13 protein-coding genes are annotated in these 13,350 nt (G+C 62.4%); 10 read left to right on the plus strand and 3 right to left on the minus strand.

From position 1 onward, the window contains the following. Position 1: 1 nt before the first annotated feature. From AB7951_RS18660 to AB7951_RS18680, 5 genes are all read left to right on the plus strand, one after another. Positions 2-283, plus strand: coding sequence for a type II toxin-antitoxin system HicB family antitoxin (locus AB7951_RS18660; protein ID WP_120289059.1), 282 nt, complete (start codon positions 2-4; stop codon positions 281-283). 49 nt (positions 284-332) lie between these two features. Beyond that, positions 333-527 (plus strand): type II toxin-antitoxin system HicA family toxin, encoded by a 195-nt coding sequence (locus AB7951_RS18665; RefSeq protein WP_120289058.1) that lies wholly within the window; start codon positions 333-335, stop codon positions 525-527. An 8-nt stretch (positions 528-535) separates the two neighbouring features. After that, positions 536-826: a type II toxin-antitoxin system HicB family antitoxin gene (locus AB7951_RS18670; RefSeq protein ID WP_120289310.1), complete on the plus strand. Its 291-nt coding sequence runs from the start codon at positions 536-538 to the stop codon at positions 824-826. A gap of 154 nt (positions 827-980) precedes the next feature. Then, entirely contained in the window at positions 981-1,901 is a 921-nt protein-coding gene (locus tag AB7951_RS18675; protein WP_089268247.1) for an ABC transporter ATP-binding protein, read from the plus strand. Between the two features lies 1 nt (position 1,902). After that, complete coding sequence (locus AB7951_RS18680) at positions 1,903-2,664, plus strand: ABC transporter permease (RefSeq protein ID WP_068734061.1); 762 nt, start codon at positions 1,903-1,905, stop codon at positions 2,662-2,664. Between the two features lie 64 nt (positions 2,665-2,728). Here AB7951_RS18680 and AB7951_RS18685 read toward each other — a convergent pair whose 3' ends face one another. Further along, a complete protein-coding gene (locus tag AB7951_RS18685) occupies positions 2,729-3,055 on the minus strand; it encodes a hypothetical protein (protein WP_089268246.1) in 327 nt (108 codons plus the stop codon). Positions 3,056-3,333: 278 nt separating this feature from the next. Here AB7951_RS18685 and AB7951_RS18690 point away from each other — a divergent pair, with 278 nt between their 5' ends. After that, positions 3,334-4,122 carry a L,D-transpeptidase family protein gene (locus tag AB7951_RS18690; protein WP_120289057.1) on the plus strand — a complete coding sequence of 263 codons (789 nt, stop codon included), beginning with the start codon at positions 3,334-3,336 and terminating at the stop codon, positions 4,120-4,122. A 60-nt stretch (positions 4,123-4,182) separates the two neighbouring features. Here the strand turns inward: AB7951_RS18690 and AB7951_RS18695 are convergent, their stop codons facing one another. Beyond that, on the minus strand, positions 4,183-6,459 hold the full coding sequence (locus AB7951_RS18695) for a fused MFS/spermidine synthase (RefSeq protein WP_120289056.1): 2,277 nt from the start codon (positions 6,457-6,459) through the stop codon (positions 4,183-4,185). Between the two features lie 249 nt (positions 6,460-6,708). Here AB7951_RS18695 and AB7951_RS18700 point away from each other — a divergent pair, with 249 nt between their 5' ends. Beyond that, positions 6,709-8,310: a phytoene desaturase family protein gene (locus tag AB7951_RS18700; RefSeq protein WP_439061235.1), complete on the plus strand. Its 1,602-nt coding sequence runs from the start codon at positions 6,709-6,711 to the stop codon at positions 8,308-8,310. 203 nt (positions 8,311-8,513) lie between these two features. Further along, positions 8,514-9,404 carry a 50S ribosomal protein L11 methyltransferase gene (locus AB7951_RS18705; protein ID WP_120289054.1) on the plus strand — a complete coding sequence of 297 codons (891 nt, stop codon included), beginning with the start codon at positions 8,514-8,516 and terminating at the stop codon, positions 9,402-9,404. Between the two features lie 71 nt (positions 9,405-9,475). Here the strand turns inward: AB7951_RS18705 and AB7951_RS18710 are convergent, their stop codons facing one another. Then, the gene (locus AB7951_RS18710) at positions 9,476-9,691 is read right to left on the minus strand and encodes a hypothetical protein (protein ID WP_120289308.1); all 216 of its coding nucleotides are present in this window, start codon (positions 9,689-9,691) and stop codon (positions 9,476-9,478) included. Between the two features lie 189 nt (positions 9,692-9,880). Here AB7951_RS18710 and AB7951_RS18715 point away from each other — a divergent pair, with 189 nt between their 5' ends. Further along, entirely contained in the window at positions 9,881-11,719 is a 1,839-nt protein-coding gene (locus AB7951_RS18715) for an aminopeptidase P family protein (RefSeq protein ID WP_120289053.1), read from the plus strand. 78 nt (positions 11,720-11,797) lie between these two features. Beyond that, positions 11,798-13,021 (plus strand): multidrug effflux MFS transporter, encoded by a 1,224-nt coding sequence (locus AB7951_RS18720; RefSeq protein WP_120289306.1) that lies wholly within the window; start codon positions 11,798-11,800, stop codon positions 13,019-13,021. Positions 13,022-13,350: the final 329 nt, after the last annotated feature.

Here is a 13,350-nt window from a genome sequence, read left to right on the forward strand (position 1 = left end):
AATGCCGGTCTATATTGCGCTCATTCAGAAGGATGCCAGCGGCACCTTCAACGTCTCCTTTCCCGATCTGCCCGGCATCGTAACCGCCGGCGACACCCTCGATGAAGCCATCGAGGAAGCCGAGGAAACGCTCGAATACGCGGCCGGAGACTGGCGCAATCTGGACGGCTCGAGCGGCCTTCCGACGCCGCGCACCATCGAGCAATTGCAGGACGATCCCACATTCGTCGATGCCGCGGATGGCGGCGTCATTGTCGAGATCGACTATGAGGCGACGGAATAGCTAGCCGTCCAAGCGCTTCTGCATTACGCTTTCTTTGGGGGAAGCGGTCATGCTGACGAATAGCCGCGATATCATCCGGCGTCTTGAGCGCGAAGGTTGGATTAAGACCCGCGTCACCGGCTCGCATCACGTCTTCAAACATCCCGAGACCGGGGACACACTCGTCGTTCCCCATCCCAAGAAGGACTTGGGGAAAGGTCTCGTTCGTGCCATTTATAGAGGTGCAGGCTGGAAGCCTGATTGAGGTTCGTCATGGCCCACTACGTCGCCATCATCGAGGAAACGGGACCAGCTCTCGCCGTCGGCGTCTGGTTTCCCGACTTGCCCGGCTGCACCTCTGCAGGTGACGACATCGACGAGGCCTTGCACAATGCGCCGGAAGCTTTGCAGCTGTACGCCGAGAGCGTCGCGGCTGAAGGACGAACGTTACCGCCTCCTCGCACCTTGACCGAGCTGAAAGAGGATGCGTCGGTCTCTGGCGAGATCGACGCGCATATGGTGGCCCTTGTCGAGTTTCGCGCACGCGCTCACACCGCAGAATAGCCCTAAAATCGCCTGTTCCGCGATTGCGCCGGCGCATCTTCATTCCTATGTACGCACCCCGCGCCCGACAAAGCCGTTTCGGCTGCGCCGTTCGTGCGTCCCGGTATGACCGCCCGGTCCTCTGCCTTCCCCTTTTCGAACGATCATATCGCCGATGTCTCCCATCATTTCCGTTTCCAATCTGACCAAGAGCTATGCCTCGGGCTTTACGGCCCTGAAGGGTATCGACCTCGACATCAACCGCGGCGAGATCTTCGCGCTGCTGGGGCCGAACGGCGCTGGCAAGACGACGATGATCAGCATCATCTGTGGCATCGCCAATGCCACCTCCGGCAAGGTCATGGTCGATGGTCACGACATCGCCCGGGACTATCGCGCCGCGCGGTCGCTGATCGGGCTGGTGCCGCAGGAACTGCACACCGACGCCTTCGAATCGGTTTGGGCCACGGTCAGTTTCAGCCGCGGCCTGTTCGGCAAACCGAAGAACCCGGCGCTGATCGAGAAAATCCTGAAAGACCTCTCGCTGTGGGACAAGAAGGATAACAAGATCATCACGCTGTCCGGCGGCATGAAGCGCCGCGTGATGATCGCCAAGGCGCTGTCGCACGAGCCGCAAATCCTGTTCCTCGACGAGCCCACCGCCGGCGTCGATGTCGAATTGCGCAAGGGCATGTGGGAAGTGGTGCGCACGCTGCGCGCCGCAGGCGTCACGGTGATCCTCACCACGCATTACATTGAAGAAGCCGAGGAGATGGCCGACCGCATTGGCGTCATCAACAAAGGCGAGATTATCCTGATCGAGGAAAAGACCAAGCTGATGGAGCAGCTCGGCAAGAAGCAGCTCAAGCTGTATCTGCAAGGCAAGGTCACGGAGATTCCAGCCAGCCTGGCTCACTACAACCTCGAACTGGCAGCGGACGGCCACCAGTTGATCTACAGCTATGACACCAAGAGCGAACGTACCGGGATCACCAGCCTGCTCGGCGATCTCCGCGAATCCGGCATCCGCTTCTCCGATCTCGACACCACCCAGAGCTCGCTCGAAGACATCTTCGTCAGCTTGGTGAGGAAGTAACATGAACTTCAGAGCTGTCCGCGCCATCTATCTGTTCGAAATGGCGCGCACCTGGCGCACCGTGCTGCAGAGCATCGTTTCGCCGGTGATTTCCACCTCGCTGTATTTCGTGGTGTTTGGCGCCGCGATCGGCTCGCGCATCACCTCCATCGAGGGCGTCAGCTACGGCACCTTCATCGTGCCTGGTCTCGTGATGCTGTCGGTACTCACGCAGAGCATTTCCAACGCCTCGTTCGGCATCTACTTTCCGAAATTCACCGGCACCATCTATGAATTGCTGTCGGCGCCGGTGTCCTACGTCGAAGTCGTGCTCGGCTATGTCGGTGCTGCTGCGACCAAGTCGATCCTGCTGGGCCTGATCATTCTGGCCACCGCCGGACTGTTCGTGCCGCTGCACATCCTGCATCCGTGGTGGATGCTGACCTTCCTGGTGCTGACGGCAGTGACGTTCAGCCTGTTCGGTTTCATCATCGGTATCTGGGCTGACGGTTTCGAGAAACTGCAGGCGATCCCGCTGCTAGTGGTGACGCCGCTAACCTTCCTGGGCGGTAGCTTCTACTCCGTCAGCATGCTGCCGTCGGGTTGGCGGACCGTCACGCTGCTCAATCCGGTCGTGTATCTGATCAGCGGCTTCCGCTGGAGCTTCTACGAGATCTCCGACGTCAGCGTCGGCTGGAGCATCGGCGTCACCTGCATGTTCCTGGTGATTTGCATGTTCGTCGTCTGGTGGATTTTCAAGACCGGCTACAAACTGAAAAACTGAAATCGCTGATAACAAAAATGGCCCGGTTTGAACCGGGCCATTTTCATTTCAAATCAATATCCGCTTAGCGATAGCAGCGGAATTTGCCATGGCGGTTGTAATAGCCGCGGCACTGTGTCCGTCGACCCTCGGGAATACCGAGCACGCCCTTGACGCCGCCCACGGCCGCGCCGACGCCAAGGCCAACTGCGCCACCGACCACACCGCCAACCGGTCCGGCGGCGCGATTGCCGTCACGGTAACCTTGGTTGGCCCCCTGCTCACCACCCCGGAATACGCCCTGCGCCTGCGCAAAATGCGGCATGGCGACCAGAGCCAGCACGCCCGCGGCGAATGCCAGGCGGGTCTTCATCGACGAACTGATCGGCAACACAGCGGTCTTAACGGTCATCTGGAGCTTCCCTCTGAGCGGCGAGAATTCGCCGCTTGCGATTGTGGGAGGGCAACGCGTGACCTAGGAACCGGTTCCATCCGCCTCCATGAGAAGCTTCCTATCGCGCATCCTCGGGTCGGGCCGAGCCCTCTTTCGGCCCGGTCGCCGCCTTGGTGCCGCCTAGCACAACATTAAGGATGCACGAAACTGTCACTGGCACCCGGGTCGCCCGATATGCATATTGGAGGCGGGACGGTAGGCGGTACAACAGGTTACGGCCCGGAGGCCAAGGTAAGATGCGTTCGTTTTATATGACCCTTGCGGGTCTCGCCGTTTTCGCCGCCACCAGCACTGCGCAGGCCAAGATTGCCATCACCGTCGACAAGGATGCCCAGCAGCTGACCGTCGTTCAGGACGGCGTCGAGAAATATCGCTGGCCGGTCTCGTCAGGCATTCCCTCCTACGAGACCCCGAATGGCAGCTTCCAGACATTCCGCATGGAGGAGGATCACTTCTCCAAGGAATTCGACGACGCGCCAATGCCCCATGCCATCTTCTTCACCAAGAAGGGCCATGCCATCCACGGCACCGATTCCGTGAGCCGCCTGGGCTCGCCGGCCTCCCATGGCTGCGTGCGGCTGTCGCGTGAGAATGCTGCGACCCTGTTCGCCATGGTGAAGGCCGACGGGGTGCTCAACGCCACCGTCACGCTGACGGGCTCCTCGCAGGTCGCCCTCGCCCGCAATCCGCGCCCGGCGAAGCCATCTGCCGTCGCCCGCCGCGACATCGCACCCGCCACACCGTCCTATGACGCCGCCGGCAATCCCATGGATCTCACTCCGCCGGCCGTGGCGCCGGGCCGCCGCGTCGCGCGTCAGGTGCAGCCGGCGGATGACGATCGTTACATCTATCCGGCCGATGGCAATGACGGTCAGCGTTATCCGGCCCCTCCCGGCTATCGCCGCATGACGGAAGCCGAGACCCAGCAATATTACGCCAATCGCGGCTATTACAGCCGGCAATACCCGCCGCAGGCCTACGCACCGCGGCCGTATCAGCCGCGCGGCTTCTTCGGCGATTACTGAGCGAACCTGTGTGACGCGTTTTCCTGACGCGGGCCGGCGTCCACTTCGCTTGAAAACGCTTCAGTTGTCCCCGTCCCGCAGCCGGCGCCACACGGCGCCGAGCACGTTGGAATAATCGTCGGTCCAGACCCGCTGATCGTCGTTCGCCTCGGTCAAGGCCCATTGCGATGACGTCGCGATGGAGCCGACATCGGCAGCGTCATGGGCCGAGATGACGACGTTTGTCGAGAAGATATATTCGTTGTCGCGGCCGGAATCCTCAGAATACACCCAGCTCTTCATGTCATTGGCGTCGGCGATGCCGACGACGACGCTAGCGAGTTCGAGATGCCGGTTCGACACATGCATCACGACGGCGCCCTGTGGGGCGAGCTTTTCCTTGTAGATCTCCATCGCCTCCTCGGTCGCCAGATGGATCGGGATCGCATCCGACGAATAGGCATCGACAATGATGAGGTCGTAGACGCCGTCAGGCTCTTTCGCAAAAGTCAGCCGCGCATCGCCGATCACCGGCTTGACATCCGGCTCGCACTTCTGGATGTAGCTGAAATATTTCGGATCCCTGGCGGTATCGACCATCGACTGGTCGATCTCGAAGAATTTCCAGTCCTCGCCCGGCGCTGATGCACAGGTCAGTGACCCCGAACCAAGTCCGATCACCGCCACGCGAAGCGGCGCCCCCTTGCGGGCGCGCACCGCCGTGATCGCCTGCCCGATTCCACCGTCCTTGTAATAATAGGAGATCGGCTCCGGCCGGCCGGTCACCGGCGTGCCATCGTCATTGAGATATTTCTCGGCGCCATGGATCGTCGTGCCATGCATCAGCACGTGATACTGGTTGTTCGGCGTCACCACGATCTTGTGCACGCCGAAGAAACTACGCACGGTTTCGACCCGACCATCGTCCGCCGGGTAGAAACGGATCAGCGCCAGCGCAAGAACAGTGATCGCCACGAGCTTGAGCCGATCGGCCCTTAGCAGGATCGCAATTATCATGCTGACGATGGCAACAGCGCTGACGACATAGACGCGCTGGGCTTCGATCCATGTAAACAGCTTGCCAGTCGTATAGCTCGGTGCAATCAGCGCCACCGCGGCGATGACCAGTGCGATCCAGTACCAGCGCGCCCAGCCGGAATAGCGTTCCGGCAATGACGGCCTGCACAGCACGGCAAATGCAATCAGGATCGGGTATTCCGCGATCCATGAAAATGTGAATGGCGCGATCAGGCCAGCAAACAGACCACCGACCATGCCGCCGAATGAGAGTGCGACGTAGTAGCCCGTGAGATACCGGGCAGCCGGACGCTGCCGGGCCAATTCACCATGGCACGCCATGGCAATAATGAAGAAGCACAACAGATGACCACCGAGGGTCAGCAGCAGATTCTGTTCGCCGCCAACTGCGAGCAGGACAACCACGCCGGCAATCGCGAGAGGCTGCAACATCAGGACCCACGCATGCGGCAGCAGCGGCCGCGACTGGAACACCAGCACCCAGGTCAGCAGATACAGCGACAGCGGCAACACCCAGAGCAGTGGCGCGGCTGCAACGTCGGTCGAGATATGCGCGGTGACCGCGATCAGCAAGCCGGATGGGACAGCGGCAAGGAAAATCCAGCGTGCACGCAGCGCCCAGCTCGGCGCCGGCGCGGCGATGGCATCAGCACCCGGTGCAGCGACGGCAACCGGCGGCGACTTCAGCAGCAATACGCCACAGCCGGCGATCAGCAGGATCAGCAGGCCATAGCCGGACGTCCAGATCAGGTTCTGCGTGCGCAGCGAAAACATCGGCTCCAGCAGCACCGGATAGGTCAGCAGCGCGAGAAAGCTCCCGATATTCGACGACGCATAGAGGAAATACGGATCGTGACCGTTGGGATGACCGGTGCGCACGAACCAGGCCTGCAGCAGCGGATTGTTCGCAGCGAGCGCAAAGAACGGCAGACCGATCGACACCGCGAACAGGCCGAGCAGCCAGAACGCATAGCCACTCTCCGGCGGCGTGCCCCAGCCCGACGCGATGGATAGCGGCAGCGTCAGCAGCGCAACGATCAGCAACAGGAGATGAACGACGATCGGCACCAGCCGGCTTCGCAATTGCATCAGGTAGTGGGCATAGGCGTAGCCGCCGAGCAGCAGCGACTGGAAGAACACCATCGCCACCGACCACACCGCCGGCGACCCGCCGAGCCGCGGCAGCACCATCTTGGTGAACAGGGGCTGCACCGAGAACAACAGCAGCGCGCTGGTGAAGATCGCCGCGGTGTAAACCACCAGAAGGAGCCGATTGCGGGAGGCCGAGTTTGGGGCGGCGACGGGCTGCGACGAACTCATGAAGGCTCCAGCATATTGCACGGCAGAAAAGCGAGAATCCGGCCGGTAACCGGCGGGCGGGAATGGAGCATATGGCACCGTTTCGGGCAATGTGCGCTAACTATGGAACCACAATCGTGATGGGCGGCCTTGTGCCGCGCGCGCGCCTCTTCGATAAAGAGGGCCCTATTTTCGTTTGACGCGTTTTCTTAATGCGAACCGGTCGCCACTTCGCACGAAAACGCTCTATCAGGCTTTGTTGAAGCGGACATGTCAGACACCGACGTTTTGATCATCGGCGCCGGCCATAACGGCCTCACTTGCGCGGCCTATCTCGCCATGAGCGGGTTGCGCGTGAAGGTGGTCGAACGACGTTCCGTCGTGGGCGGCGCCGCGGTGACGCAGGAGTTTCATCCCGGCTTCCGTAATTCGGTCGCCGCCTACACCGTCAGCCTGCTCAACCCGCAGATCGCATCTGATCTGAAGCTGGCCGAACACGGCCTGCGGATCGTCGAGCGCAAGGCGCAGAATTTCATTCCTGCGCCGGACGGCAGCTATCTCCTCACAGGCGAAGGTCGCACGCAACAGTCGGTTGCCAACCTCAACGCGCGCGATGCCGAGCGGATCGGCGCGTTCTCGCATGAGCTCGAAGTCATCGCCGACGTGCTCAGGGACTTCGTGCTGCGTTCACCGCCGAACGTCGTGCAAGGTTTCGGTCTCGGCGCGATCAGCGAAGCCATCAATGCGCTCGGCACCGCCAGGATTCTCAACGCCCTGAGCATCGAGCAGCAGCGCGTATTGCTCGATCTGTTCACCTGCTCTGCCGGCGAGATGCTCGACGATGCATTCGAACACGATCTGGTCAAGGCATTGTTCGGCTTCGATGCCGTGGTCGGCAACTATGCGAGCCCATATGCCGCCGGCTCCGCTTACGTCATGCTGCACCATGCCTTTGGCGAGGTGAACGGCAAGAAAGGTGTCTGGGGCCACGCCATCGGCGGCATGGGCGCGATCACGCAGGCCATGGCCGCCGCGGCACGCTCGCACGGCGTGCAGATCGAACTCGACAACGGCGTACGCGAAGTCCTCGTGGAGAACGACAGGGTCGTCGGCGTCATCCTCGACAATGGCGAGAGTATCCGCGCGAAATATGTCGCCTCCAACGTCAATCCGAAGCTGCTCTATACACGGCTGATGCCGGCGGATGCGCTGCCCAAGCCGTTCCTCGATCGCATCCGCCGCTGGCGCAATGGCTCCGGCACGTTCCGCATGAATGTCGCACTGAACGCCCTGCCCTCATTCACCGCATTGCCCGGCAACGGCGACCATCTCTCGGCGGGCATTATCATCGCGCCAAGTCTCGCCTACATGGATCGCGCCTGGCTCGATGCGAAGCAGCACGGCTGGAGCCGCCAGCCGATTGTCGAAGTACTGATCCCCTCCACTCTGGATGACAGCCTCAGCCCACCGGGCCAGCACGTCGCCAGTCTCTTTTGCCAGCATGTTGCACCGACACTCCCCAACGGCGCATCATGGGATGACCATCGTAACGAGGTCGCGGACCTGATGATCAAGACGGTGGACGACTACGCACCCGGCTTTGCCGCCAGCGTCATCGGCCGGCAGGCGCTGTCACCGCTCGATCTGGAGCGCGACTTCGGCCTGCTCGGCGGCGACATCTTCCACGGCGCGCTTAGCCTGAACCAGTTATTCTCGGCGCGGCCGATGCTCGGCCATGCGGATTACCGCGGACCGCTGAAGGGCCTTTATCACTGCGGCTCGGGTGCACATCCCGGCGGCGGCGTCACAGGTGCCCCCGGTCACAATGCGGCCAAGGCGATCCTCAGGGACCACCGGGCGCTGTTCGGCTGAGGAGATCCTGTGGATAAGCCTGTGGACAGGCGGTGGATGGGTCCTGAACAAGCCTGTCGAAAATCGCGGGATAGCGGCGGTATTATCGCCGTATAACCCTGTGCGCTGCCGGCGCACAGATCGGGTATCCTCGCAGGGATAAACCCTGTACCAAGCGCGCCTAAGCTGTGCAGATCCTGTTCACGACGCTATCCGGACCCGCGATGACCACGCCTCAAGGAACCAGCCGCGCCACCTTCGCCGTCGGCGACGAATTCAGCGCCAAGCGCATCGTCGATCTCCTCACCGAGAGTTTCGAGGAAGGCCAGGCCGCGATTGCTGCATTCGAGAGCCCCGAGGGCCGCTGGGACGTCACCGTCCATTTCGCCGATCCGCCGGACGAGACCTCGATCCGCGACCTCGTCAGCCTCGCCTCGGACGACACCGTCGCGGCGAGCATCGTGTTCGACAGCATCGAGGCCAAGGACTGGGTCAAGGAGAGCCTCAAGGGTCTGGTGCCGGTGCGCGCCGGCCGCTTCATCGTCCATGGCCAGCATGACCGGGACCAAGTACGGCCCAATCAACTCGGGATCGAGATCGAAGCCGCACTCGCTTTCGGCACCGGCCATCACGGCACCACGCGCGGCTGCCTGATCTATCTCGATTATGTGCTGCGCGCGAAAGCGCCGAAGCGCATGCTTGATCTGGGCACCGGCACGGGCGTGCTGGCCATCGCTGCTGCGAAGGCCACGAAACGCCGCGTGCTGGCGACCGATATCGACCCGATGTCTGTGAAGGTGGCGCGCGAGAATATGCGGCTCAACGGCGTCGGCAATCTCGTCGATACGGTTTGCGCAACCGGCTTTTCCTCGCCGGCTTTCGGCGATCGCGCGCCGTTCGATCTGATCCTCGCGAACATCCTCGCCAATCCACTCCGCGCGATGTCGACCGACATGAGCCGACATCTCACGCGCAATGGAATGGTGATCCTGTCCGGCCTGTTGCCGCATCAGGCGATGAGCGTGATCGCCGCGTATCGCGCCCGCGGGCTTGTGCTCCGCAAGCATCAGATCATCGAAGGCTGGAGCAGCCTGTTGATGCAACGCGCAGGCTGACACGCCCTTCGCCATTTTCCGAACTCCGGAATAACGACGGGCGATCTGGCTGAAGCTGACAGCTGATTTTGCTACTTCGGGGGCGGCACGTCGCGACGACGGAGCGTTGCATTTTCCAGCCGCTCGACGCGCGTCACGCGGGCTTCGACGAAACGGCCCAGAATCTGGATGATACCGCTACGTTGATGTGGCTGACTGGGCGGAGTTTGGGTGGACTGCACCTGGGTAGGCTGGGAATGGCCAAGCGTGGCGGGTGGCGAAATTTTCTCGAACGTAAAAGCAGGCATTGTGTATCCCCTCTTCGTTGAGTTGAGACACTCTGAATGGCCAAGCATCGCACCGACAACACAAGCCGGGGGACGTTGTTCCATCCGGTTGAACACAACCATCAGATTTCAAGCATAACTTGTGCCAAATCTGCGCAACCCTGCCCCTCGATTGCAGGCCTGACAGCGCACCCATAGGATGATCCCGCGATGTTCGAAGCCCATTTCCAGACGTTCGAAGAGCCCGAAAGCGGCGTGGCGCTGACTGCGCGGCTGGCCGCATTTCGCGAAGAATTGCTGCGCCGGAAACTGACAGGCTTCGTGATTCCCCGCGCCGATCAGCAGCAGAACGAATATGTGCCGCCCTCCGACGAGCGGCTCGCCTGGCTCACCGGCTTCACCGGATCGGCCGGCATGGCTGTGGTGCTGCTGCAGGAAGCCGCCGTCTTCGTCGACGGCCGCTATACGCTGCAGGCCGCCAAACAAGTCGATGTGAATGCGTGGAGCATCCAGTCGCTGGTCGAGCCGCCGCCGGAGAGCTGGCTCGCCGATCACCTCAAGCCCGAAGATCGCCTCGGATTTGATCCGTGGCTGCACACTTCTGCGGCAGCGGAGCGGCTGGCTACCGCCTGCGCCAAGGCCGGCGCCGAACTGGTGGCGGTCGACAGCAATCCGCTCGATTCGGTGTGGGCCGAGCGCCCGGCGCCGCCGCTCGGCGCGGTATCGATTCACCCACTCAACTATGCCGGCGTTTCCGAAGCCGACAAGCTCGCCCAGATCCGCGGCGAGATGGAGCGCCTGCGCGTCGATGCGCTGGTGCTGTCGGATTCCCATGCGGCGGCCTGGACCTTCAACATCCGCGGCACGGATGTCTCCCATACGCCGCTGCCGCTGTCCTATGCGCTGATACCGAAACACGGCCGGCCGCAGGTGTTCATCGATCACCGCAAGCTCTCCAACAGCACGCGCAACCATCTGGAAGTCTCGGCCGATGTGCAGGAGCCGGATGCGCTGACGTCGGCGCTCGCAAACCTCGCCGCCTCGGGTGCTTCGATTGCGCTCGACAATGCCACCGCCGCCGATGCGCTGAGCCGGTTGATCACGGCTGCCGGCGGCAAGCCCGTGCGCGGTACCGATCCCGTTGCGCTGCTCAAGGCGGTGAAGAATCCCGTCGAGATCAAGGGCACGCAGACCGCGCATCGCCGCGATGCTGTGGCACTGGCGCGCTTTCTCGCCTGGATCGACCGCGAAGCGCCGAAGGGCAAGCTCACTGAAATCGATACCGTCGAGGCGCTGGAGACCTTCCGCCGCCAGACCGGCGCGCTGAAGGACGTGTCGTTTCCCACCATCGCCGGCGCCGGCCCGAACGGCGCCATCGTGCATTACCGCGTCACCCGCAAGACCAATCGCCGTATCGCGCTCGGCGATCTGCTGCTGATCGATTCCGGCGCGCAATATGAGGACGGCACCACCGACGTCACCCGCACCATTGCGATTGGCGAGCCGACCGACGAAATGCGCGACCGCTTCACCCGCGTGCTGCGCGGCCATATCGCCATTGCGCGCGCGGCGTTTCCCGATGGCACCACCGGCGCTCAGCTCGATACGCTGGCGCGGCAGTTTCTCTGGCATGCCGGCCTCGATTTCGCCCACGGCACCGGCCACGGCGTCGGCAGCTATCTGTCGGTCCATGAAGGCCCGGCGCGGATCTCCAAGCTCGGCACCACGCCGCTCAAGCGTGGCATGATCCTCTCCAACGAGCCCGGCTACTACAAGACCGACGCCTTCGGCATTCGCATCGAGAATCTCGAACTGGTGGTCGAAGCCCATATCGAGGGCGCCGAACAGCCGATGAATGCATTCGAGACGCTGACACTGGCGCCGATCGACCGCCGGCTGATTAATACCCATCGCATCAGCAAGCGCGAGCTGAAATGGATCAACGACTATCACGCCCGCGTCCGCCGCGAGGTGATGCCGCTGCTCGACGATGAAGCGACGCGCACATGGCTCGAAGCGGCGACCGAGCCGCTGACGCAGCCGCAATAGCGAGAGAACAGCCACCACGTGAATTACAGCCCGCCCGTTCCCAAAGTCGACGTCGTCGACCTCTCCAAATCGCGGGTGATGCTGCTGTTGCTCGTGGTGATGACCGGCATCGCGCCGATCTCACTCTATATGCTGGTGCCGGCGCTGCCCGAACTCGCCCGCACTTTCGACGCCGACATCTCCATCGCGCAGATGACGGTGTCGCTCTACATGGTCGGCCTTGCCTTCTCGCAACTGATCATGGGACCGCTGTCGGACAAGTTCGGCCGAAGGCCTGTGCTGCTTGCCGGTCTCGGCCTGATGGTGATCGCCGGCATCGGCAGCAGCTTTGCGCTGACGCTGCCGCAACTCATCGCCGCGCGGTTCTTTCAGGCGCTCGGCGGCGCAACGGGCATGGTGATGAGCCGCGCGATCATTCGCGACCTCTATCCGCGCGAGCGCGTCGGCGCGATGATCAGCCTCGTCATCGCGGTGATGATGATCGCGCAGATGCTGAGCCCGCTGGCCGGTGGTCTCCTGGAAACCGGCTTCGGATGGCGCGCGATCTTCTATGTCGTCACCGCTTCGTCGCTGGTCGTCACGCTGGCCATCGCATTCTTCCTGCCCGAAACGAGACGGCGCGCAGCCAGTGACGTGAGCGGCGGCGGCTTCATCGCCGACTCCCGCGTCCTGCTGCGCAGCCGGACCTTCATCGGCTATCTCCTCTGTTACGTCGTGGCCTCCTGGATCATCTTCACCTTTGCCGGCGGCGGCCCTTATGTCGTTGTCACGCAGATGGGCCGGACATCGGCCGAATATGGCGCATGGTTCGCGACATCGGGTCTTGCTTATCTCGTCGGCAATCTGTGTTGCGTGCGCTTCGCGCCGCGCCGGACCATCGAACAACTGATCTGGTTCGGCCTCGCGCTGCAATTCGGCGGCGCCATGCTCAACGTGGTCTGGGGCCTCACCGGGCTGAACCAGAATCCTGCCTGGCTGTTCCTCACCCATATGATCGTGATGTTCGGCAATGCCTTCGTGATGTCGAACGGCGCAGCCGGCGCGCTCAGCATTCGGCCGCAGGCCGCGGGCACGGCATCGGGCATGATGGGCTTCCTGCAGATGGGATTGGGCTCGCTGTGTTCGCAATTCGGCGCCTGGCTCGGCGGCCATTTCGCAACGCCGGTGCCGCTCAACATTGCACTCGTCGTGCTGTCCTGCGGCTGCGCCGCCGCGATGATCTTTCTGGTCCCCCGCCGCAAGACCGTGGTGACGGAAGAACTGATCGAACAGGCCGAAGGTGAAGAGAGCGGTTTGTTGTAGGAGCGCTTTTCTCTCCACGTGATGGCCGGACTTGTTCCGGCCATCCACGCCTTCCTTTGTCACCAAGACGTGGATACGCGGGACAAGCCCGCGCATGACGGTGTTTGTGCGCGCGTCACGCGATTTCAGATTCAACTGTCAAACAGCCACTGCTTTTCAGACATGCGTCATCACCCCTGTTGTTTACGGCGCGGGGGCGCCGTCGTCTCTTGCATTCCCTGCCCCCTGTGAGAGGGCGTGCGGAACGCCGGGTGCCCGTTGCACCCTTGGGCCTGATGCGAATGCGGTCTTCCGCAATTGAGAATGCATCAGGACTTTCGGAGGCGTCA

It is taken from the genome of Tardiphaga sp. 285_C5_N1_2 (genome assembly GCF_052076065.1).
GTDB classification, from domain to species: domain Bacteria; phylum Pseudomonadota; class Alphaproteobacteria; order Rhizobiales; family Xanthobacteraceae; genus Tardiphaga; species Tardiphaga robiniae.

Bases quoted from the DNA above. Each gene is read 5' to 3' on its own strand.
- AB7951_RS18690 (WP_120289057.1), top strand. From the start codon at position 3,334: ATGCGTTCGTTTTATATGACCCTTGCGGGTCTCGCCGTTTTCGCCGCC.
- AB7951_RS18700 (WP_439061235.1), top strand. From the start codon at position 6,709: ATGTCAGACACCGACGTTTTGATCATCGGCGCCGGCCATAACGGCCTC.
- AB7951_RS18670 (WP_120289310.1), top strand. From the start codon at position 536: ATGGCCCACTACGTCGCCATCATCGAGGAAACGGGACCAGCTCTCGCC.
- AB7951_RS18660 (WP_120289059.1), top strand. From the start codon at position 2: ATGCCGGTCTATATTGCGCTCATTCAGAAGGATGCCAGCGGCACCTTC.
- AB7951_RS18720 (WP_120289306.1), top strand. From the start codon at position 11,798: ATGCTGCTGTTGCTCGTGGTGATGACCGGCATCGCGCCGATCTCACTC.
- AB7951_RS18680 (WP_068734061.1), top strand. From the start codon at position 1,903: ATGAACTTCAGAGCTGTCCGCGCCATCTATCTGTTCGAAATGGCGCGC.
- AB7951_RS18710 (WP_120289308.1), bottom strand. From the start codon at position 9,691: ATGCCTGCTTTTACGTTCGAGAAAATTTCGCCACCCGCCACGCTTGGC.
- AB7951_RS18685 (WP_089268246.1), bottom strand. From the start codon at position 3,055: ATGACCGTTAAGACCGCTGTGTTGCCGATCAGTTCGTCGATGAAGACC.
- AB7951_RS18705 (WP_120289054.1), top strand. From the start codon at position 8,514: ATGACCACGCCTCAAGGAACCAGCCGCGCCACCTTCGCCGTCGGCGAC.
- AB7951_RS18695 (WP_120289056.1), bottom strand. From the start codon at position 6,459: ATGAGTTCGTCGCAGCCCGTCGCCGCCCCAAACTCGGCCTCCCGCAAT.
- AB7951_RS18715 (WP_120289053.1), top strand. From the start codon at position 9,881: ATGTTCGAAGCCCATTTCCAGACGTTCGAAGAGCCCGAAAGCGGCGTG.
- AB7951_RS18665 (WP_120289058.1), top strand. From the start codon at position 333: ATGCTGACGAATAGCCGCGATATCATCCGGCGTCTTGAGCGCGAAGGT.
- AB7951_RS18675 (WP_089268247.1), top strand. From the start codon at position 981: ATGTCTCCCATCATTTCCGTTTCCAATCTGACCAAGAGCTATGCCTCG.